General features: G+C 71.2%; 20 protein-coding genes. 13 read left to right on the top strand and 7 right to left on the bottom strand.

Annotated features, from left to right (window positions below; translation table 11 throughout):
* The 3 genes from M3E84_RS08725 to M3E84_RS08735 all read right to left on the bottom strand — a co-directional run.
* A partial coding sequence (locus M3E84_RS08725) for an FtsX-like permease family protein (RefSeq protein ID WP_259895808.1) occupies positions 1–2,273 on the bottom strand: 2,273 nt, incomplete at its 3' end.
* A complete protein-coding gene (locus tag M3E84_RS08730) occupies positions 2,273–3,085 on the bottom strand; it encodes an ABC transporter ATP-binding protein (protein WP_259895809.1) in 813 nt (270 codons plus the stop codon). The genes M3E84_RS08725 and M3E84_RS08730, both read right to left, overlap by 1 nt.
* A 105-nt stretch (positions 3,086–3,190) precedes the next feature.
* Positions 3,191–3,952 (bottom strand): sulfite exporter TauE/SafE family protein, encoded by a 762-nt coding sequence (locus M3E84_RS08735; RefSeq protein ID WP_259895810.1) that lies wholly within the window; start codon positions 3,950–3,952, stop codon positions 3,191–3,193.
* A gap of 81 nt (positions 3,953–4,033) precedes the next feature.
* Between M3E84_RS08735 and M3E84_RS08740 the strand changes: the two genes are divergently transcribed.
* The 4 genes from M3E84_RS08740 (at position 4,034) to M3E84_RS08755 (ending at position 8,980) form a co-directional block, all read left to right on the top strand.
* The gene (locus tag M3E84_RS08740; protein ID WP_259895811.1) at positions 4,034–5,125 is read left to right on the top strand and encodes a nitronate monooxygenase; all 1,092 of its coding nucleotides are present in this window, start codon (positions 4,034–4,036) and stop codon (positions 5,123–5,125) included.
* Between the two features lie 429 nt (positions 5,126–5,554).
* A complete protein-coding gene (typA, locus tag M3E84_RS08745; protein ID WP_259895812.1) occupies positions 5,555–7,456 on the top strand; it encodes a translational GTPase TypA in 1,902 nt (633 codons plus the stop codon).
* Complete coding sequence (locus tag M3E84_RS08750; protein ID WP_259895813.1) at positions 7,449–8,429, top strand: PIG-L family deacetylase; 981 nt, start codon at positions 7,449–7,451, stop codon at positions 8,427–8,429. Before typA ends, M3E84_RS08750 begins: the two co-directional genes overlap by 8 nt.
* On the top strand, positions 8,426–8,980 hold the full coding sequence (locus M3E84_RS08755; RefSeq protein ID WP_259895814.1) for a hypothetical protein: 555 nt from the start codon (positions 8,426–8,428) through the stop codon (positions 8,978–8,980). The genes M3E84_RS08750 and M3E84_RS08755 overlap by 4 nt, the downstream gene beginning before the upstream one ends.
* Here the strand turns inward: M3E84_RS08755 and M3E84_RS08760 are convergent.
* The gene (locus M3E84_RS08760) at positions 8,925–9,206 is read right to left on the bottom strand and encodes a hypothetical protein (protein ID WP_259895815.1); all 282 of its coding nucleotides are present in this window, start codon (positions 9,204–9,206) and stop codon (positions 8,925–8,927) included. The two genes, M3E84_RS08755 and M3E84_RS08760, sit on opposite strands and share 56 nt — an antisense overlap.
* Before the next feature lie 97 nt (positions 9,207–9,303).
* Here M3E84_RS08760 and fdxA point away from each other — a divergent pair, with 97 nt between their 5' ends.
* The 3 genes from fdxA to M3E84_RS08775 all read left to right on the top strand — a co-directional run bounded on the left by fdxA (position 9,304) and on the right by M3E84_RS08775 (position 12,318).
* Positions 9,304–9,627 (top strand): ferredoxin, encoded by a 324-nt coding sequence (fdxA, locus tag M3E84_RS08765; RefSeq protein WP_006214921.1) that lies wholly within the window; start codon positions 9,304–9,306, stop codon positions 9,625–9,627.
* A gap of 5 nt (positions 9,628–9,632) precedes the next feature.
* On the top strand, positions 9,633–10,793 hold the full coding sequence (gene dapC / locus M3E84_RS08770) for a succinyldiaminopimelate transaminase (protein ID WP_259895816.1): 1,161 nt from the start codon (positions 9,633–9,635) through the stop codon (positions 10,791–10,793).
* Between the two features lie 226 nt (positions 10,794–11,019).
* Positions 11,020–12,318: a citrate synthase gene (locus tag M3E84_RS08775; RefSeq protein WP_259895817.1), complete on the top strand. Its 1,299-nt coding sequence runs from the start codon at positions 11,020–11,022 to the stop codon at positions 12,316–12,318.
* Positions 12,319–12,711: 393 nt separating this feature from the next.
* On the opposite strand, the gene galE is transcribed toward M3E84_RS08775, so the two are convergent.
* Both galE and dapD read right to left on the bottom strand, forming a co-directional pair.
* Positions 12,712–13,728 (bottom strand): UDP-glucose 4-epimerase GalE, encoded by a 1,017-nt coding sequence (galE, locus tag M3E84_RS08780; protein ID WP_259895818.1) that lies wholly within the window; start codon positions 13,726–13,728, stop codon positions 12,712–12,714.
* A gap of 99 nt (positions 13,729–13,827) precedes the next feature.
* Positions 13,828–14,817 carry a 2,3,4,5-tetrahydropyridine-2,6-dicarboxylate N-succinyltransferase gene (gene dapD, locus M3E84_RS08785; RefSeq protein WP_396415594.1) on the bottom strand — a complete coding sequence of 330 codons (990 nt, stop codon included), beginning with the start codon at positions 14,815–14,817 and terminating at the stop codon, positions 13,828–13,830.
* 64 nt (positions 14,818–14,881) lie between these two features.
* On the opposite strand from dapD, the gene dapE reads away from it, so the two are divergent.
* The 4 genes from dapE to M3E84_RS08805 all read left to right on the top strand — a co-directional run bounded on the left by dapE (position 14,882) and on the right by M3E84_RS08805 (position 18,761).
* Positions 14,882–16,027 (top strand): succinyl-diaminopimelate desuccinylase, encoded by a 1,146-nt coding sequence (dapE, locus tag M3E84_RS08790; RefSeq protein ID WP_259895820.1) that lies wholly within the window; start codon positions 14,882–14,884, stop codon positions 16,025–16,027.
* Positions 16,028–16,043: 16 nt separating this feature from the next.
* On the top strand, positions 16,044–16,979 hold the full coding sequence (locus M3E84_RS08795; protein WP_259895821.1) for a TIGR00730 family Rossman fold protein: 936 nt from the start codon (positions 16,044–16,046) through the stop codon (positions 16,977–16,979).
* A 250-nt stretch (positions 16,980–17,229) separates the two neighbouring features.
* Entirely contained in the window at positions 17,230–18,498 is a 1,269-nt protein-coding gene (locus tag M3E84_RS08800; RefSeq protein ID WP_259895822.1) for a hypothetical protein, read from the top strand.
* A gap of 95 nt (positions 18,499–18,593) precedes the next feature.
* Entirely contained in the window at positions 18,594–18,761 is a 168-nt protein-coding gene (locus M3E84_RS08805) for a DUF3117 domain-containing protein (RefSeq protein ID WP_081609586.1), read from the top strand.
* A gap of 73 nt (positions 18,762–18,834) precedes the next feature.
* Here the strand turns inward: M3E84_RS08805 and M3E84_RS08810 are convergent, their stop codons facing one another.
* A complete protein-coding gene (locus tag M3E84_RS08810; protein ID WP_259895823.1) occupies positions 18,835–19,464 on the bottom strand; it encodes an O-methyltransferase in 630 nt (209 codons plus the stop codon).
* 296 nt (positions 19,465–19,760) lie between these two features.
* Here M3E84_RS08810 and M3E84_RS08815 point away from each other — a divergent pair, with 296 nt between their 5' ends.
* Together M3E84_RS08815 and M3E84_RS08820 are read left to right on the top strand one after the other, a co-directional pair.
* Positions 19,761–20,441, top strand: a complete 681-nt coding sequence (locus M3E84_RS08815; RefSeq protein WP_259895824.1) for a hypothetical protein — start codon at positions 19,761–19,763, stop codon at positions 20,439–20,441.
* A 30-nt stretch (positions 20,442–20,471) separates the two neighbouring features.
* The gene (locus M3E84_RS08820) at positions 20,472–20,906 is read left to right on the top strand and encodes a twin-arginine translocase TatA/TatE family subunit (RefSeq protein WP_259895825.1); all 435 of its coding nucleotides are present in this window, start codon (positions 20,472–20,474) and stop codon (positions 20,904–20,906) included.
* Positions 20,907–20,935: the final 29 nt, after the last annotated feature.

Genomic DNA, 20,935 nt, shown 5'->3' on the forward strand with positions numbered 1-20,935 from the left:
AGGCCCTCCACGGGGGCCACCCGTGTGGCCCGGCGGGCCGGCAGGGCCGAGGACACCAGCGCCACGACCAGCACGCCGATCGCCACGGCGAGCAGGCCGCCCCACGGGACAGTGATCGCCACGGGGATGGTGTCGGTGACCATCGCGGAGACCACCCCGGTGCCCAGCAGCCATCCGGCCGCGGCCCCGGCCACGCCGGCCGCAGCGGAGATGACCAGCGCCTCACGCCGGATCATGGCACCGAGCTGAGCGCGGGAGAGCCCCAGGGCCCGCAGCAGCGAGTTCTCCCGAGTGCGCTCCAGCACCGACAGCGACATCGTCGAGGTGATGCCCAGCACGGAGACCGCCACAGCGGCAGCCAGAAGGCCCAGGGCCACCCACAGCATCACGTTGAGGATGTCGACCATCATGGCCTTCTGCAGGCCGTTCGCCGCGATCTCGTAGGCCTCGGTGTCCGTGAGCTCGGCGATATCCTGCGCGGCCGTCCTGGTCTCCGTGCCGCCGATGCCGCGCTCGAGATCCACCTCGACGGCCTCGTCCGTCTGCTCGACGGAGACCACCGAGTCGACGTCCTCGATCTGCTGCAGGGTGTCCTGGTCCACCTGCTGGGAGACGGTGATGTCCACCGGCATGGAGCGGTCCAGGTCATCGAGCACCGACTTCTGCGCCACGGCGTGGCCGGTGAGCACGGTGGTCACCAGCGTGATGCCGATCAGCAGCGCGGTGGCCGTCGTGGTGGTGCGCGACCTGTGCCGGATCGCGTTCGCGGCGGCCAGCCGCGACGGGACGCCGCCGGGCAGGATCCGTCCCAGGACGCCCACGATCGCCGGCATCCACAGCCGCGAGGTGAGGATCAGGCCCACGCCCGCGCCGATGCCGCTCACCACACCCACGGCGGGGTGATCATGCGTGAAGGCGGCCCAGGCCAGGACGAGCGCCGACGGGATCAGCACGAGCAGCCCGAAGCCGGAGCGCACCCACGGGATCCGCTCGGCGCGACGCGAGCCGCGCATGCCGTCCAGCGGAGAGGCGCCCATGGCCCGGCGCGCGGGCCCGAAGGAGGCCAGCACGGTCACCAGGATGCCGATCACCAGACCCAGGAGGATGTCCTTGGGGGCCACGGCCACATCGATCGGGGCGGCGGCGGGAAGCAGGGGCTCGAGCGCGAACCCCGCACCGACCACCGCCGCCACGCCGATCGCCGAGGAGACGAGCCCGAGCACCAGCGCCTCCAGCAGCACCGAGCGCTGGATCTGGCCGCCAGTGGCGCCCAGGCAGCGCAGCAGCGCCAGCTCCCGGGCGCGCTGGGCCGTGAGCACGCCGAAGGTCGTGGTGATCACCAGGAAGGCCACCAGCACGGCCAGCATGGCGAAGGCCAGCAGGAAGGCGCTGAGCCCGGCGGCGGCGCCGGCCATGTCGTCGAGGGCCTTCTGCGTCTGCTCCTGCGGGGTCTGCACCAGGAAGGCGGTGTCGCCGGGCAGGGCCTCGAGCTGGTCCTGGATCTGACCGCGCACCGTCTCCAGGTCCGCGCCGTCGGAGAGCATGATCTGGGTGCTGGAGTTGACGGGAAGCAGGTCCGTGTCGAACGGGGAGACCGTGCTCATCACGTCGGGGGAGGCCCATCCGTGGAACATGTCGGAGCTGGACTCGGCACCCACGATGCCCGTGACGGTGACCTCGGCGTCCTCGCCGGTCGGGAACATCTGCTCCTCCGACATGCCCTGCTCCTCCGGCGACGGTGCGGCGAGGCTCAGCGTGTCGCCGACGCCCACGCCGAGCTGCTCGGCGCGCGAGGTGTTCAGCGCGATCTCCCCATCGCCCTGTGGCATCGAGCCCTCGTCGAGCTCCCACGGGAAGATCTGGGGATCCTCCGGGGCGGTTCCGAGGTAGAGAACCGTCGACGAGCTGCCGTCGGTCCCGACGTCGATGGCGGTGCTGGCCGGTGCCCATACCGTCTCCACACCGTCGATGTCCTGCAGCTGCTTCAGGTCCTCGATGGACACGTAGTCCTGCCCGTACACGGACTCGGGGTTCTCGGGGTCGGAGGCCTCGGTCTCCTCGGTCTCTGCATAGGTGCTGTTCTCCCAGTCCTCGCTCACGACCAGGTCCGCATTGCGAGTGGAATCGGCGACGGTCGAGACCATGGAGTGCGTCATGGTGGTGCCGAGCATCAGCGACCCGGTCGCGAAGGCCGCCGACACGGCGATCGCCAGCATGATCAGCACGTAGCGCGTCCACTGCAGACGCAGTCGGCTCAGGACGATGCGGCGCATCAGCGCACACCCCCTGCCCCGCTGCCGTCGGCGACCGGGCGGCCCGGGCGGGTCTCGTCGGAGACGATCACGCCGTCCTGCACGCGCACGGTGCGGTCCGCGAAGTCGGCCACGCGGGGATCGTGGGTCACCACGACGACGGTGTGGCCCTGCTGGTGCACGGTGTCGGCCAGCAGCTGCAGGACCTGGGTCGTGGTGTCGGTGTCGAGAGCTCCGGTGGGCTCATCGGCGATGATGACGTCCGGGCTGGTGATCAGGGCGCGGGCGATCGCCACGCGCTGCTGCTGACCGCCCGAGAGCTCGTCGGGGCGGTGGTCCAGGCGCTCGGCGAGGCCCAGGCTGTCGGTGATCCGGCCCAGCAGGTCGGCATCCGGTCGGCGCCCGGCCAGGGTCAGCGGCAGCTCGATGTTCTGCCGCGCGGTGAGCACAGGCACCAGGTTGAAGGCCTGGAAGACGAAGCCCACGTGCTCGCGGCGGAACTCGGTGAGCTGCTTGTCGTTCAGCGAGACGATGTCGCGTCCGCCGACCACGATGGAGGTGTCGGGGCGGCGATCGGGCGAGTCCAGGCCCGCCAGGCAGTGCACGAGGGTTGACTTGCCGGAGCCCGACGGACCCACGACCGCGGTGAACGTGCCGCGCTCGATGTCCAGGCAGACGCTGTTCAGGGCCGTGACGGTCAGATCGCCGTCGCCGTAGGTCTTGGAGACGTTGCGGGCGGCCACCGCGAGCTCGCGCGGGGCCTGCCAGGGAGTGTGCGGGATGGCTTCGTGGGTGTGTCCGGAGGATGCGGACGCCTGATGCGGTGTGCTCATGCCTCCAAGACTGCCGTCTCGGAGCCCTCCGGCACATCGGACCGGCGGCCTATTGGGAGCGGCTGTCAGGTCCTCCCGGGGTATGACATGCCGGGCCGTCGTCGTTCACAGCACCCCGAGCACGCCCTTGACCACGGCGGCGGCCCCGCCCAGGCCCGCCAGGATCAGTGCGAGCGTGCGGGCGCGCTCGGGCGGCACCCGGGACTCCAGGGCCGCGGCGATCCCCACTCCGCCGAGCACGAGGCAGATCACCGCCGGCAGCGTCCACCACGGCGGCAGGCCCTGGTCCCCGGTGGCGCCCATCAGGGACTTGAGCACCACCGACATCAGCCCCATGGACATGAAGATGGGCTGCAAGGAGGCCGCGAACGCCCTCTGCTCCCAGCGGGTGAGGTGCGAGACGATGACCATCGCCGGAGCCGCCACACCCGCCGTCGTGTTCAGCAGGCCGCCGACGGCCCCCGCCACGGGCAGCGCGGCGCGACTCGTGACGTGGGGAAGATCGGGGGTCGCGACGGTCAACGACAGGGCGATCAGCACCAGCACGCCGATGCCGATCTGCAGCCAGGACGCCTCCAGCCACAGCACCAGCAGGGCTCCGAGCACCGCCCCGGGCAGGGCCGAGCCGACCACGATCCCCGCGCGGCGCCAGTCCACGCGCTTGCGGACGGAGACCATGATCGTGAAGCCGGAGACGGTGGTGACCGCGTTCGTCAGCAGCACCCCGGCCACCGGACCCAGCAGCAGGGACAGCACCGGGGTCACCACCAGGCCCACGCCCGTGCCGGAGAGTCGCTGCAGGGCGGAGCCGATCAGGATCGCCGCAGCCGCCAGGACAAGAGCACCCAGCGAGAGGTCGTTCAGCATCCTGCCCCCATGGGATGGCTCCTAGAGTGAGTTCCAGCACGTCTGGTCGCCCGCCACGCTACTCGTCAGGAAGGTCGCGTCATGTCCATGGATGCCCACTCCACATTCCTCGATGCCCTCGAGGTGCCGCTGATCGCAGCGCCCATGGCAGGCGGGCCGTCGAGCCCGGAGCTGGCGATCGCGGTCTCGCGCGCCGGGGGTCTGGGGATGCTGGCGGCCGGATACCAGTCGGCAGACTCTCTCGCGGAGCAGATCGCGGCCGTGCGCTCGGGTCTGCGCGATGTCGACCGCCCGTTCGGCGTCAACGTGTTCGTCCCGGAGGCCGCTCCCACCGATCCCGAGCAGCTGGCGGCCTTCCGCTCGCAGTGGGTCCGTGCGGTCGCCGGGATCGACGCCGAGCTGGGGGAGCAGGCCGCTCAGCGCCCGCTGCCCGAGTACTCCGACGACGGCTGGGACCAGAAGATCGCTCTTCTGGTGGAGGACCCGGTGCCGGTCGTGAGCTTCACCTTCGGGCTGCCACCGACGGCCACCCTCCGCGCGCTGCAGGACGCCGGGACCGCTGTGCTGCTGTCGGTCTCCTCGCCAGAGGAGGCGGTGGAAGCCGCAGCCTTCGGCCCCGATGCCCTGGTCCTGCAGGGGCCCGACGCCGGCGGGCATCGCTTCACGCTGGCGCAGGACACTGTGCCGGGGACCGAGCCCCTGCCGGAGCTGCTGGAGCGCACGCTGGCGGCGCTGGCCTCATCCCATCCGCAGCTGCCGATCGTCGCGGCCGGCGGCGTCGGCTCGCACGCAGCTGCCGCTCGGCTGATCTCCGCGGGAGCCCGGGCGGTGCAGTCGGGCACGGCCTTCCTCGCGGCCGAGGAGGCAGGCACCGGCGCGGTCCATCGTCAGGCGGTGCTGGAGGCTGCGGCGGATCCCTCCGCGGTGCAGACCGTGGTGACGCGCGCCTTCTCGGGCCGGCCTGCCCGGGCGCTGGCCACTGCCTACACGCAGGCGATGGCCGAGCACGAGATCGCCGGGTATCCGCAGGTCAATTCGCTGACCTCGCCGATCCGCAAGGCCGCTGCGGCTGCCGGCGCTCGCGAGCTCGTGCATCTGTGGGCCGGCACGGGTTTCGCCGCCTGCCGAGCCTGCCCCGCCGCCGAGATCGTGGAGTCCTTCCAAGGCCTCTGACTCGGGCTGCCGCCACCCGCCCCGGAACCGTCGCGCCTGCCCCCGCCGCCCCGGCTGTCCTTGCCGCCCCGCTTTCCCGGCCGGCACCGCGACTGGCTGATTCCTCACCTCTGCCGCCGCGACTGGCCGATCCGTCACCGATTCCGGCTGGGAGAAGGGTCCAGATTCGGCCACTCGATGTGCGGCAGGGCGGATCGTGCGGCGGATGCGCGAGGTGGGGGTGCGGGTGGGGAGCAGTGAGGGCGGGCGGTGAGATCCGCGTGTGAGGTCGGCGACGCCCCGGGGTGGCGGGTTGCTCGGGGGCGTTAGACTCCTCGACGGACTTCCGCGACCCTCGTCGCGACCCCCGCCGGCCCCGGGCCGGAACCGAGCACCGTCCTGGCAGAAAGGGCGGGAGCACGCCATCGTCTGAAGAGAGACCCCACTCGTATGAGCACTGCCCAGCGCACCGACCTCCGCAACGTCGCGATCGTGGCCCACGTGGATCACGGCAAGACCACCATCGTGGACGCCATGCTCCGGCAGACGAACACGTTCGCCGAGCACGGCGAGGTCGCCGATCGCGTCATGGACTCGGGCGATCTCGAGCGGGAGAAGGGCATCACCATCCTCGCCAAGAACACCACGGTGTTCTACGAGGGCCCCTCGGCCGACGGCGAGGTCATCACGATCAACGTGATCGACACCCCGGGCCACGCGGACTTCGGCGGCGAGGTCGAGCGCGGCCTGTCCATGGTCGACGGCGTCGTGCTGCTCGTGGATGCCTCCGAGGGCCCGCTGCCGCAGACCCGCTTCGTGCTGCGCAAGGCACTGGAGGCCAAGCTGCCGGTGATCGTGGTCGTCAACAAGATCGACCGCCCCGACGCCCGCGCCGAGGAGGTCGTCTCCGAGACCATGGACCTGCTGCTCGGCCTGGCCTCGGACATCGCCGAGGACTACCCGGAGATGGACCTGGATGCCGTGCTGGACGTGCCGGTGGTCTACGCCTCCGGCAAGGCCGGGCGTGCCGACACCGAGTTCCCCGGCGACGGTCAGCTGCCGGCCAGCGAGGATCTCGAGCCGCTGTTCAAGACGATCATGGAGCACATCCCGGCCCCGTCCTACGAAGACGACGGCGTGCTGCAGGCCCACGTCACCAACCTGGACGCCTCGCCGTTCCTGGGCCGCCTGGCCCTGCTGCGCATCTTCTCGGGCACGCTGAAGAAGGGCCAGACCGTGGCCTGGGCGCGCAAGGACGGCTCGCTGAAGAACGTGCGCATCTCCGAGCTGCTGGCCACCAAGGGCCTGGACCGCGTCCCGGCCGAGTCGGCCGGCCCCGGCGAGATCGTGGCTGTGGCGGGCATCGAGGACATCACGATCGGCGAGACGCTGACCGATCCGGAGAACCCCAAGCCGCTGCCGGTCATCACGGTCGACGACCCCGCGATCTCCATGACCATCGGCATCAACACCTCGCCCATGGCCGGTCGCGTCAAGAACGCCAAGGTCACGGCTCGTCAGGTCAAGGACCGCCTGGACAAGGAGCTCGTGGGCAACGTGTCGCTGCGCGTGCTGCCGACCGAGCGCCCGGACGCCTGGGAGGTCCAGGGCCGCGGCGAGCTGGCCCTGTCGATCCTGGTGGAGCAGATGCGCCGCGAGGGATTCGAGCTCACGGTGGGCAAGCCGCAGGTCGTCACCCGCGAGATCGACGGCAAGGTCCACGAGCCGGTCGAGCGCATGACGATCGACACCCCGGACGAGTTCCTGGGCGCGATCACCCAGATCATGGCCACCCGCAAGGGCCGCATGGAGACCATGACGAACCACGGGACCGGCTGGGTGCGCATGGAGTTCGTGGTGCCCGCCCGCGGTCTGATCGGCTTCCGCACCACCTTCATGACGGAGACCCGCGGCGCGGGCATCGCCTCGTCCTACTCCGATGGGTTCGAGCCCTGGTTCGGCCCGATCGAGTACCGCACCAACGGCTCCATGATCTCGGACCGCGCCGGAGTGGCCACTCCGTTCGCCATGATCAACCTCCAGGAGCGCGGCACGATCTTCGTGAAGCCCACCGAGGAGGTCTACGAGGGCATGGTCATCGGCGAGAACGCGCGCGCCGACGACATGGAGGTGAACATCACCAAGGAGAAGAAGCTCACCAACATGCGCTCGGCCGCAGCCGACAACTTCGAGAACCTCACCCCGCCGCGCCAGATGACGCTGGAGGAGTGCCTCGAGTTCGCCCGCGAGGACGAGTGCGTGGAGGTCACCCCGGAGGCCATCCGCATCCGCAAGGTGATCCTGGAGTCCAACGAGCGCGTGCGCCAGGCGCGCCAGCGCAACCGTGCCTGATCAGCACCACGACACGACGGCGCCGGGGGAGACCTCGGCGCCGCCGTCGTACCCGGAGCCCGGCACGCTGATCCGCCCGGATGCCGTGGACTCGCTGCTGCCGCGCGATACGGCCCCGGAGCGGGCCCGGGTGGTGGCCGTGCACGCGCACCCGGATGACGAGACCCTCGTCTCCGGGCTGGCGCTGGCCTCGCTGGTGCAGGCCGGGGCGCAGGTCCACCTGATCACCATGACCCGCGGGGAGCGCGGCGAAGTCATGGTCCCGCACCTGGCCCACCTGGAGGTCGGGCACCCGGACAACCACGACGACGGCACCGCCCTGGGGGCCCACCGCGAGGGAGAGCTGGCCGCGGCCTGCCGCGCCCTGGGCGTGGAGCACCACGTGTACGCGGGGCAGGCGCCTGCCCTGGAGGCAAGGGCAGGCTTCCCCGGCGGCGGTGACCGCTTCATGGACTCCGGCATGTCCTGGGGCCCCGACGGCCGGGCCCAGCCCGCCGAGGACGTCTCGCCGAAGGCGCTGACGGCGGCCGGCGTGGACCAGGCCGCAGCCCACGTGGCCGCGGCGCTGCGTGAGATCCGCCCGCATGCCGTCCTCTCCTATGACGACGACGGCGGATACGGCCATCCCGACCACGTGCGCACCGCGCGGGTGCTGGCCCGGGCGCTCGAGCTGCTCGAGGGGCAGGACGGTCCCGGAGCCGAGCCGTCCCCTCTGGCCTGGGCGATCGAGGGCCAGCCGGATCCGCAGGACGAGCGCCCGCAGGCGGTCATCCGCGCTGACGAGTCCTCGCGAGCCGCCCGCCACGCGGCCATGCGTGCCCATGCCACGCAGATCGAGACGGGTGATGACCCCGCGGACCCGCGCTACGAGCTGTCCAACCGAGTGCCGCAGTCCATGCCGCAGGCCGAGACCTTCCGGCTGCTCGGCGGGGAGGCGGCGCGCCTGACGGAGCAGCAGGAGCTGAGCCGATGACCCGCGAGAGGCAGCTCACGGGCCGCACGGCCGGCCGGTCCTCGGTGGATCAGGCCTCCGTGCCCGTCTCGGCGACGATCTCGATCCTCAGCGGCCTGCTGGCCGGCGTGGTCGGCACGGCGGTGCACGGCAACATCGCCCGCTTCGGCGACGGCGTGTGGGTCCCGTGGGGTGCCCCGCTGGCGCTGGCCCTCCTGCTGAGCCTGTCGGTGTGGTCGGGGACCACCACGCGGCGCATCTGGGCCGCCGCGGTGCCCGGCATCGTGGCCTATGGGGCGGCCTTCGTGCTGGCCTTCGGCCGTCAGGACTCGCCGCTCGTGGTCCTGTCGACCACCTCGGCGATCGGGTTGGCCGGGCTGCTGTGGTTCGGCGGCATCCTGGTGGTGACGCTGCTGTCGGTGGTCCTGGTGGGTCGCTGGTGGCGTCGGCGTCGTGCGGCGGTGCGCCGGGTCCTGGCGGAGCAGGCCGCGGAGGCCTTCGAGGCCGAGACGCTCGTCAGCCCTGGGGCCGTCGGCGCGGCACCGGAGGCGGGACCTCGCGGGCGAGCCTGACGAGCTCGAGCGGGATCAGCACCTGCCCGCTGCGCGTCTGCAGGGTCACGGCGGGGGGATCGTCGTGCCGGGAGACGAGCGTGCCGATCGCGTCCGTGCGTCCCTTGCCGGACGGGTCCCCGGTCGGCAGCGCATAGCGCACGCTCAACCGCGTGCCGAGCGCTGCGCCGGCCAAGCGGCTCAGGGCGATGCTCCGTGCGGGGTTCTGCTGAGGCTGGGACGTCATGGGCATCACAGTATCGGCGTATGACGCGCGGGGCGGGCCACCGGGCGCTCGCCCGTAGAATGGGCGGAGAACTCCGCGAGAAAGGACCGTCGCCTCCATGACGTATGTAATCGCTCAGCCCTGTGTCGATGTCAAGGACAAGGCCTGCGTGGAAGAGTGCCCCGTCGACTGCATCTACGAGGGCGAGCGCAGCCTCTACATCCACCCCGACGAGTGCGTGGACTGCGGAGCCTGCGAGCCCGTGTGCCCCGTCGAGGCCATCTACTACGAGGACGACACCCCGGACGAGTGGGCCGAGTACTACAAGTACAACGTCGAGTTCTTCGACGACCTCGGCTCGCCCGGCGGCGCCGCCCGCCTGGGCAACACCGGCAAGGACCACCCGGGCATCGCCGCCCTGCCCCCGCAGAACCAGGACTGAGTCCCGTGACTCAGCAGCCCCGCGCCTTCGGCCTGGATCTGCCGGAGTACCCCTGGGAGTCGGTGGCCCCGTACCGCCGCATCGCCGCCGAGCATGCGGACGGGACCGTCGACCTGTCGATCGGCACGCCCGTGGATCCCACCCCGCTGGTGGTCCAGGACGCGCTGGCCGGCGCCTCCGACGCCCCCGGCTACCCGACCACCCACGGCACGCCCGCGCTGCGTGAGGCGATCGCCCGCTGGTACGACCGCCGTCGCGGCGTGCCCGGGCTGGACCCGCAGCAGATCATGCCCACGGTCGGCTCCAAGGAGCTCGTGGCCTGGCTGCCGCTGCTGCTGGGGCTGCGCGCCGGGGACGTGGTGGTGCGCCCTCGGGCGGCGTACCCCACCTATGACATCGGAGCGCAGCTGGCCGGTGCGGAGCATGTGGCCGCAGATGACCTGGACGAGCTGCCGCAGGACGTGCTCCGGCGGGTGCGCCTGATCTGGCTGAACTCCCCGGGCAACCCCACGGGCGCGGTCGCCGATCTCGAGACCATGCGCGCCGTCGTTGAGAAGGCGCGCGAGCTGGGCGCGGTCGTGGCCTCCGACGAGTGCTATGCCGAGCTCGGCTGGGGCGCGTGGGACCGCGAGGAGGGCGGCGAGCCGGTTCCCTCCGTGCTGGATCCGCGGGTCAGCGGCGGCGATCTCACCGGGCTGCTGTCGGTGTACTCGCTGTCCAAGCAGTCGAACCTGGCCGGGTACCGCGCCGCGTTCACAGCGGGGGACCCCGAGCTGATCGCCGGGCTCGTGAACTCCCGCAAGCACGCGGGCATGATCGTGCCCGCGCCCGTCCAGGCGGCCATGCGCGCCGCGCTCGAGGACGACGCCCATGTGGTCGCCCAGAAGGCGCTCTACCGGGATCGCCGTGAGCGGCTGCGCGGTGCCGTCGAGGCCTTCGGGCTGAGCATCGTCCACTCGGAGGCCGGCCTCTACCTGTGGTGCCGCCGCGAGGGCCGCACCGAGCAGGACACGTGGGACCTCATGGGAGAGCTCGCCCGGCTGGGGATCGTGGCCGGCCCCGGTGTCTTCTACGGGCAGGGCGGGGCCGGCTTCGTGCGGATCGCCCTGACGGCCTCGGACGAGCGGATCGACGCCGCCGTCGAGCGCCTGCGCGCGGCCGCCTGAGGCCGAGCCGCACCGCTCGCGCTCGGCGCCCGCACCGCCGCCAGATTGGCGGGTGCGGGCACCGAGCGAGTAGATTGAGCCGTGATCGAGTGTCTGCGGACACCACTGCGACCTTCTGCCGAGAGACAGCGACGTCCTCGGCTTCCCAGTACCGATGCCGCCGCCTCAGCGCGGCGCGCCGGGTGCACGTGAGCGCCATCCGCCTCACAGACAACGGAGGAGACCCATGACCGAGTCCGGCAATGACGGCCGCAAGGCCCAGCTGAGCATCTCCGAGGGCGCGCCCCTCGAGCTGCCCGTCCTGGAGGCCAACGAGGGCAACGAGGGCATCGGGATCGGCGCCCTGCGCAAGGAGACCGGGGCGGTCACCTATGACCCCGGCTTCATGAACACCGCGAACGCGCGTTCGGCGATCACCTACATCGACGGCGAGAACGGCGTGCTGCGCTACCGCGGCTACCCGATCGAGCAGCTCGCGGAGCACTCCAACTTCCTGGAGACCGCCTACCTGCTGATCTACGGCGAGCTGCCCACGCAGGAGCAGTACGAGGACTTCGTGCACCGGGTCACCACCCACACCATGGTCCACGAGGACCTGAAGATGTTCTTCAACGGGTTCCCGCGCTCGGCCCACCCCATGCCGGTGCTGTCCTCCGCGGTCTCGGCGCTGTCCACGTTCTACGCCGACTCCCTGGACCCGCACGATCCCGAGCACGTCGAGATCTCCACGATCCGCCTGCTGGCCAAGGTGCCCACGCTGGCCGCCTACGCCTACAAGAAGTCCATCGGCGAGCCCATGCTCTACCCCCGCAATGAGCTGTCCTACGCGGAGAACTTCCTGCGCATGTGCTTCGGCGTCCCGGCCGAGGACCTCGAGATCGACCCCGCGCTGGCCAAGTCCCTGGATATCCTGCTGATGCTGCACGCGGATCACGAGCAGAACTGCTCGACGTCCACCGTGCGCCTGGTGGGCTCCTCCGAGGCCAACATGTTCGCCTCGGTCTCCGCCGGCATCAACGCCCTCTACGGCCCGCTGCACGGCGGCGCCAACGAGGCCGTGCTGGCCATGCTCGACCAGATCCAGAACGAGGGCCTGTCGCCCGAGGACTTCATGGAGAAGGTCAAGAACAAGGAAGACGGCGTGAAGCTCATGGGCTTCGGGCACCGCGTCTACAAGAACTACGACCCCCGCGCCAAGATCATCAAGGGCTACGCCCACGACATCCTGGAGCGCCTGGGCGGTGACAACGAGATGCTCGACATCGCCATGCGCCTGGAGGAGAAGGCCCTGGCGGACGACTACTTCGTGGAGCGCAAGCTCTACCCGAACGTCGACTTCTACACCGGCCTGATCTACAAGGCCATGGGCTTCCCGGAGCGCATGTTCACGGTGCTGTTCGCGATCGGGCGCCTGCCGGGCTGGATCGCCCAGTGGCGCGAGATGGTCCAGGACCCCGAGACCAAGATCGGGCGTCCGCGCCAGCTCTACGTCGGCGAGGGCGAGCGCTCCTACCCGAGCAAGTGAGCGCAGCGGGTCCGCCTAGACCCGCAGCGCAGACGATGAACGCCGGGCAGCCTCCTCGAGCAGAGGAAGGCGGCCCGGCGTTCGGCGTTCCTGCGCGGCCTGGGAGCGCTGTCGGCAGAAATATGTGGATGGCCCGGGCGCGATCGAGTGGCCTCGCAGCGTGCTCTTGAGCGATCCCTGCCGTCGAGCGGACTCCCCGTGTGCGTCTGCAGCGCGAAGGCCACACCACGGGGCCAATGTTTCGAGGCCTCCACGCTGCGGAACCACTCGATCTGCCCCTGAGCATGTCGATCGGCCTGCTGCGGTGTGATCACCGGGATGCAGGACGATCCTGTGCACACATTCCTGCCCATGACCCGCCAGCCAGCCCCCGGCCCGTGCGGGACCAGGGCCTCAGTCGGCGTAGCCCATGGGGTTGGCCTTCTGCCAGTTCCAGTGATCGCGGCACATGGTGTCGATATCGCGGTCGGCGGACCAGCCCAGATCCGCCAGGGCAGAGGCGGGGTCGGCGTAGTTGATCGCGACGTCGCCGGGGCGGCGGTCGACGATCTCGTAGGGGATCTTTACGCCGGAGGCCTTCTCGAAGGCCTCGCGGACCTCGAGCACGGAGTAGCCGCGCCCGGTGCCGAGGTTCCAGATCCTGGCGCCGCCGTTGTCGGCGAGCCACTCCAGGGCGCGGACGTGGCCGTCGGCCAGGTCGACCACGTGGATGTAGTCGCGCACGCCGGTGCCGTCCGGGGTGGGGTAGTCCCCGCCGAAGACCTTGAGCTTCTCGCGCCGTCCCACGGCCACCTGCGCCACGAAGGGCATGAGGTTGTTGGGGATGCCCGTGGGGTCCTCGCCGATGATCCCGGACTTGTGAGCGCCCACCGGGTTGAAGTAGCGCAGCAGAGCCACGTTCCAGCGCTCGTCCGAGGCTGCGATATCCGCCAGGATGTCCTCGATCTGCTCCTTGGTGCGCCCGTACGGGTTGGTCGCGTCCTTGTCGAGCTTCTCGGTCAGCGGCATGGTCTCGACGTCGCCGTAGACGGTGGCCGAGGAGGAGAACACGATCGTGCGGCAGCCGCTGTCCTCCATGGCGTGCAGCAGGTTCAGCGTGCCGCCCACGTTGTTCGTGTAGTACCACAGCGGCTTCTCGTTGGACTCGCCCACGGCCTTGAGGCCGGCGAAGTGGATGACGGCCTGGGGCTTCCACTGCTCGAACACGCGGTGCAGTCCCGGCAGGTCGAGCAGGTCGACTTCCTCGAAGCCGAGCACCTCCCGGCCGGCGAGCTCGTGGACGCGCTCGAGGCTCTGCCTGGACGAGTTGGCGAGGTTGTCGACCACGATGACGTCGTGATCGGCCTGGAGCAGTGCCAGGACAGTGTGCGAGCCGATGTATCCGGTCCCCCCGGTGACAAGGATGCGCATGCGGATGTCTCTCCTTCAGCTGGATGCCAGGCGCCCTGCCCCCGATGACCAGGGCGCTCGTGAGGCGCGCCGGGGTCAGCTCGGCCCCGGCGCGCAGCCTCAGTTCTTGTGCAGGGCGTCGTTCAGCTCGACCGTGCGGCCGCCGCGCGGCAGGGCCTCGACGGCGCCGCTGGTCGAGTTGCGGCGGAAGAGCAGGTTGGACACCCCGGACAGTTCGAGCGCCTTGGCGGTGCGGGCCTCCTGCGAGCCATCCCCGAGGACCTGCACGCGGGTTCCGGCGGTGAGATAGAGACCGGCCTCGACGATGCAGTCATCGCCCAGCGAGATGCCCACGCCGGCGTTGGCGCCGAGCAGCACGCGCTCGCCCAGGCGAATGCGCTGCGTGCCGCCGCCGGAGAGCGTGCCCATGATCGAGGCGCCGCCGCCGATGTCGGTGTGATCGCCCACGACCACGCCGGCGGAGATGCGGCCCTCGACCATGGCCGAGCCGAGCGTGCCGGCGTTGAAGTTCACGAAGCCCTCATGCATGACGGTGGTGCCCTCGGCCAGGTGGGCACCCAGACGGACGCGGTCGGCGTCGCCGATGCGAACGCCGGAGGGCACGACGTAGTCGACCATGCGGGGGAACTTGTCCACGGACAGGACGCTGACGTGCCCGGTGGAGCGCATGCGCAGCCGGGCCAGGTTCAGCTCCTCGGCCAGCACGGGGCCGCGGTCGGTCCAGGCCACATTGGCCAGCAGGCCGAACACGCCGTCCAGGTTGATCGAGTGGGGCTGCACCAGGCGGTGGGAGAGCAGGTGCAGGCGCAGGTAGACGTCGGCGGCATCGACCGGGGCGGCATCCAGGTCGATCACGCGGTCCACGACCTCGACCGTGACATTGCGATCGGCATCCGGCAGGGCGGCATGGCGGAGGTCGCCGTCGAGCGAGCGGTCGGGCTCCTGGCCCAGGACGGGGGCTGGGTACCAGACGTCCAGGACCGTCCCGGCCCGGGGGCCCTCGGCGACGACGCTGGCCAGGCCGATGCCGGCCGCGTGACGGGACTGGGTGGTGCTGGGGGCAGGGGTGGCTGAAGTCATGGGGCCCATCCTACGGATCGGGCAGGACGGGGCAGAGGGCCGGGACCTGCGCGTCGGCCGATATGGTGGCGTCATGTCGAGCCCCGAGTCATCTGCAGCGCCCGAAGCCCCCACGAGCACCGCCGGCGACGTGCGGAGGCTGGACCTGCACGCCGATCCCGCCGAGCTCACGGCCGCGCTGATCGACGTCGAGTCCGTCTCCGATCACGAGACGCCGCTGGCGGATCTGGTCGAGGAGGCCCTGCGCGGGCTGGAGCACCTGAGCGTGCACCGCGACGGCGATGCGATCATCGCCCGCACCGAGCTGGGCCGGGCAGAGCGCGTCGTGCTGGCCGGTCACCTGGACACGGTCCCGCTGCCCACCGCCGCCGGTTCGCGCGGGACGGTGCCCTCGAGCTGGGCGGACCACGACGGCGATCTCACGCTCTACGGCCGCGGGGCCACCGACATGAAGGGCGGGGTGGCCGTGCAGCTGGGACTGGCCGCGCAGCTCACGGAGCCGAACCGGGACATCACCTACGTCTTCTACGACCACGAGGAGGTCGCCTCGGCCAAGTCCGGGCTGGCGCGTCTGGAGCGCAGCGTTCCGCACCTGTTGGAGGCCGACTTCGCGGTGCTGCTCGAGCCCACCGACGGCACGGTCGAGGGCGGCTGCAACGGCACGCTGCGCTTCGTGATCGCTCCGAAGGGCCTGGCGGCGCACTCAGGTCGGGCCTGGCGCGGGGACAACGCGATCCACAAGCTCGCCGACGTCCTGTCCGTGCTGGCCGATCACGAGCCCGCGACGATCGAGGTCGAGGGCCTGGCCTACCGGGAGGGGCTCAACGCCATCCGCATCAGCGGCGGCACCGCGGGCAACGTCATCCCGGACGCGGCCTCGGTCGAGATCAACTACCGCTTCGCCCCGGACAAGACCCTGGAGCAGGCCCAGCAGCACTGTCGGGACCTGTTCCCGGGCCACGGCCTGGAGTTCGTGGACCTGTCCCCGGCGGCGCGTCCGGGCCTGGACCGCCCGTCCGCGGCGGCCTTCGTGGCTGCCGTCGGGCAGGAGCCCCAGCCCAAGTACGGCTGGACCGACGTGGCCCGCTTCTCGGCCATGGGGGTGCCAGCCGTGAACTTCGGCCCCGGCGACGCTCTGCTGGCCCACACCGATGACGAGCATGTCAGCGCCGAGGCGATCCGCGAGTGCCGTCGGGTCCTGCTGAGCTGGCTGTCCTAGGGCATAGCCTGGAGCCATGAGCCACAGCGATCCCCGCGCCAGCGACCCTCTCGAACCCGCGCAGGAGGTGCCTGGCGAGGGCCAGTCCGTCCCGCCGGCCGGCGACGGCCAGGCCCAGCGGCCCTCGCGCTTCAAGGGCCCCATCGTCCTGCGCGGTCGCGAGGCCCATCGCCGCACCTCGGATCAGCGGCTGCTGGAACAGGGCGGCGGGCTGGAGGCCGGTCACGACGACGACTTCACCCGCACCGACCCCTGGCGCATCCTGCGGATCCAGTCGGAGTTCGTCGACGGCTTCGACACCCTGGCCCGGCTGGGGCCGGCGGTGACGGTCTTCGGCTCCGCGCGCGTGCCTGAGGACTCCTCGGACTACGGCCTGGCCCGGCAGGTCGGCCGAGAGCTGGGCCGCGCCGGCTACACGGTGATCACAGGCGGCGGGCCCGGCATCATGGAGGCCGCCAACCGCGGCGCGCACGACGTCGAGGCTCCCTCCGTGGGCCTGGGGATCGAGCTGCCGCACGAGCAGAGCCTGAACCCCTACATCGACCTGGGCATCAACTTCCGGTACTTCTTCGTGCGCAAGACGATGTTCGCCAAGTACAGCCACGGCTTCATCGCCCTTCCCGGCGGCTTCGGGACCCTGGACGAGCTCTTCGAGTGCCTGACCCTGGTCCAGACCGGGAAGATGACCCGATTCCCCGTGGTGCTCATGGGCGTCGCGTTCTGGACGCCGCTGCTCGAGTGGATCCGCGGCTCGCTGCTGGAGCAGGGGATGATCTCCCCGCAGGATCCCGATCTGGTGCGTCTGACCGACTCGCCGGAGGAGGCGGTGCGGATCATGCGCGAGGCCCACGACCGCTTCACCCGCGAGGCCGAGCGCCGTGCCGACATGGGCGGTTACGACTCCGTGCCCTTCGAGGGCTACGAGGACCACGGCAGAGCGGGACGCAGGTGAGCGCACCGGTCGTGGCGATGGTGCTGGCCCTGCTGCTCATCGCGCTCGGAGCCGTTGCGGCTGTCCGGCAGGTCGCAGTCTCACGGCCAGGGGGCAGCGATGCCGATCAGTCGGCCCAGGCTCCGGTGCACTGGACGCGCAGCGGCCGCAGCGAGATCGGGGCGCCGGCGCCCAGGCGCGAAGCGCGCACCCCGGACGCTGCTCTCTTCGCGCGCACGGCCAGCACGTCCGGCGCGACGAGGAGAGTTCTGTGAGCTCGGCGGAAGCGGAGGCAGCGGACCCCGACATCCGTCCCACACGGGTCCACACGGTCCTGGCCGGCTGGGCGGTAGAGGCCGGTGCCCGGCTGGCGCGTCAGCCGCTGTGGCTGCAGGCCCTGCTGATCTGGGCGGTGGCCAGGGCCTGGTCGGCGCTCGTGCTGATCGTGGTCGATCGGCAGGCACCGGACGGGCCGTGGGGCCAGACGCCGCTGGGCTACTTCGCCACCGCCGGGATCTGGGACGGCACGTGGTACGAGCGCATCCACGACGACGGCTATCCCACCCGGATCCCTCGTGATGAGACCGGGCGCGTCGAGGAGAACGCCTGGGCCTTCTACCCGGTGTTCCCGCTGCTGGTCCGAGCGCTCACGGGGCTGACGGGGGCGTCGTGGACGATCGCAGCGCCCGTGGTGGCCCTGCTCGCCGGGTTCGCTGCGGCCCTGGCGATCGCGGCGCTGTTCCGTCATCTGCTGGGCCGGCGCGACGGAGCCTGGGCCCTGGCGGTCGTCGGGTTCTGCGCTGTCTCGCCGATCCTGCAGACGGCCTACGCGGAGTCGCTGCATCTAGCGCTGCTGGCGCTGTCGCTGCTGCTGGTCCTGCAGCGGCGCGCCGCTCTGGCCGCCGTCGCCATCCTGCTCATGTGCCTCACGCGACCGGCCGGGGTGCCGTTCGCGGCGGCGCTGGGCATCGTGTGGGCCATCCGAGCCCTGGCCGTGCTGCGCGAGAGGGGGCCGGGAGCCGTCCTGGACGTGTTCGACCGCTGGTTCTGGCTCGCCCTGTGGGCCTGCGCCTGCGCCCTGGCGTGGCCTGTGATCGCCTGGCTGGTCACCGGCGAGCCGGGCGCCTACACGGAGACCGAGACGGCCTGGCGGGGGACGACGCTGGTGCCGGTCGAGCCGTGGCTGAACCTGGGCGGACGGCTGCTGGGCGAGGGTTGGGGATGGCTGTTCCTGCTGGTGGTCGTGGGGCTGTGGGTGCTGCTGATGACCACGACCGCGGTGCGCCGGAGCCTGCCGCTGGGCCTGCAGGTGTGGGCGCACGCGTACGCCGTCTACCTCCTGCTCTTCCTGCACCCCCAGTCCTCCACGCCGCGCATGCTGCTGCCGCTGTTCGTGCTGGCTGCTCCGCTGATCGCGGTGAGCGAGTCGAGGGCCTACAGGTGGTGTCTGGTGGTGGTCTGCGCGCTGTCGCAGATCGTGTGGGTCGGGGTGCTGTGGCAGTGGTCCCCGCTGCCCCAGGGCGGCGACTATCCGCCGTGATCCGGGGCCGCCTGAGACCCCCGCCACGCCTCGTGTGACGCATCCGATATGATGAGTGCTGGAAGAACGTGCCGACGGACAGGAGATCGAGTTCCATGGCGGCTATGAAGCCCAGGACCGGTGATGGCCCTATGGAGGTCACCAAGGAGGGACGCAGCCTCATCATGCGCGTGCCCCTGGAAGGCGGCGGTCGTCTCGTCGTTGAGCTCAAGGCCGATGAGGCCGCAGAGCTGAAGGGATGCCTCGAAGGCGTCACCGGCTGACGACCCCACGAGCACCGACAAGGACCCCCGCACCCGGCCAGGGTGCGGGGGTCCTTGTCATGGGCGGGTCGATTCAGCGGCGCACGGCCACGAACAGCCCGGAGCCGGGGGTGAGGATGGTGGACACGAAGCGCTCGTCCTCGCGCAGCATCCGGTGGATCTCGCGGTGCACGCGTGTGGAGTCCTGACGCTGCACGGGATCCGGAACGCGATCCTGATCGAGGGCGTCCTGCACGATCAGCGTGCCGCCGGGGCGCAGCAGGCGCACGGCCTCGTCCACGTAGAGCAGGGTGTTGGACGGCTCCGCATCCAGGAAGACCAGGTCGTAGGACGCGGAGCTCAGCCGCGGCAGCACGAGCGAGGCGCGTCCGGAGATGGTGCGCACGCGCGGCTGGGTTCCGATCTCGCGGAAGGTCTCGCGGGCCGCGCGCAGGGCCCGGATGTCCGTGTCGATGGTCGTGAGCACGGAGTCCTCCGGCATGCCCCGCAGCAGCGCGGCACCCGAGACGCCCGCTCCCGTGCCGACCTCGACAGCCGCCCGGGGGCGGCCCGCGGCGGCCAGAACCGTGAGCGTGGCGGCCACCGCCGGGGTGACGGGGCGCAGCCGCAGGGCCATGGAGCGCTCGCGGGCCCGCAGCAGGACATCGTCCTCCTGCGGATAGGCCTCGGCGTAGGCCCAGCTGGTCGCCTTGCCGCTGCTCATCGCCACCCCCCTGTTCCTGTTGCTCGGTCTGCCCTGCACGGAAGCCGCGCGCCGCCGTGTCCGGCCGCGAGGCTGCCTTCCGGCGCCCGTGCTCCGGGCGCGGCGCCGGCTGCGCAGTGCACTGCGGATCATCCTACCCGGCGGCCTCGACCCGCCTGAGACCTCGACCTCGGCGCTGCACGTCCGGCGCAGGGCGGTGCCAGGACACTCAGGGGCCGTCCAGGTCCGTCTCGGATCCTGGGCCTGCACGAGCGCGGCCCGCGCCGCGGCCATCACGAGCGCCCAGGAGGAGGACCATGAGCTCCACGGCTCTGCCTGCCTTCCTCTCGAGGGCTCGGCTCGTCACAGCCGTGGTATCGGTGATCTTCCTCCTGCTGCTCGGCATCCTGCTGCTGGGCTGGTTCGCGGGCTCGCGCTCGAACACCGCCTCCGCGCCGGGATCCACCGCGGCGCAGGGATCTCCGTGGGTGCAGTCCTCGGGGCTGGTGCTCTCCGAGGTCTCCGACCTCGACCTGCTGCGCTCCCAGGGCTGGACCCTGCCGCTGGCCGGGCTGCCCGGCTACGAGGTCGTCTCGCTGAGCGAGGACACCGTCGCCGGCCAGCCCGCTGTGCGGATGCAGCTGCAGGATCCTCTGGGCCGCGATGTCCGGATCACCGAGCAGCGCGGGCGGATCGATCAGGACCACCCCACCGACGGCATCGCCGGCCTGCCGGCCACCACCACGGGCCTGGACTCGGCGGTCCTGCAGGGCGCGCCGGTGAGAGTGCGCGCGGGCAGCCCGTGGCGCGCCCAGATCGTACACGCAGACGTCGTCTACACCCTGCAGAGCGAGTCTTCGGCCGCGGAGATGGTACGCCTGATGCACCACACCGAGGCCGCTGATCGGGCCACGCTGGCGCTGCAGCCGCAGGAGTCGTCGTCGGTCGGCGAGACCGTGATCAGCGGCTGGCGGCGCATGCTCGGGATGGGATCCTGAGCCTGTGCCCGCCCTGATAATCTCGATGCCGTGTTAGGCATCAGCGGCTGGGAAGCCATCGTCCTCATCGTCCTGATCCTGCTCGTCCTGGGTCCGGAGAGGCTTCCGGAGTACGCGGAGAACCTTCGAGACCTGGTCAAGCGGGCGCGCCGCTACGCCAGTGGAGCCCGGGAGGACCTGCGAGAGACCCTCGGCCCGGAGATCGGCGACCTTGACTGGCGCAAGCTCGACCCGCGCCAGTACGACCCTCGCACGATCGTGCGCGACGCCCTGCTCGAGGCCGACCAGGAGGACTCCGCGGAGAAGCGCAGGCGCGAGCGCGAGGAGCGAGAGGCCGCCCGAGCCGAGCGCAAGCGCCAGCGCGAGGAAGAGGCCGCCGCCGGAGAGGACTCCCCGGCTCAGGCGCAGCCCCTCGTGCGCCTGGGCGATTCCCAGCGCGCCCCGTTCGACCCCGAGGCCACCTGAGACGCACCCCGCCGCCCACGTGAGGGCTG

This window comes from Kocuria sp. p3-SID1428, from assembly GCF_025149945.1.
Taxonomy (GTDB): domain Bacteria; phylum Actinomycetota; class Actinomycetes; order Actinomycetales; family Micrococcaceae; genus Kocuria.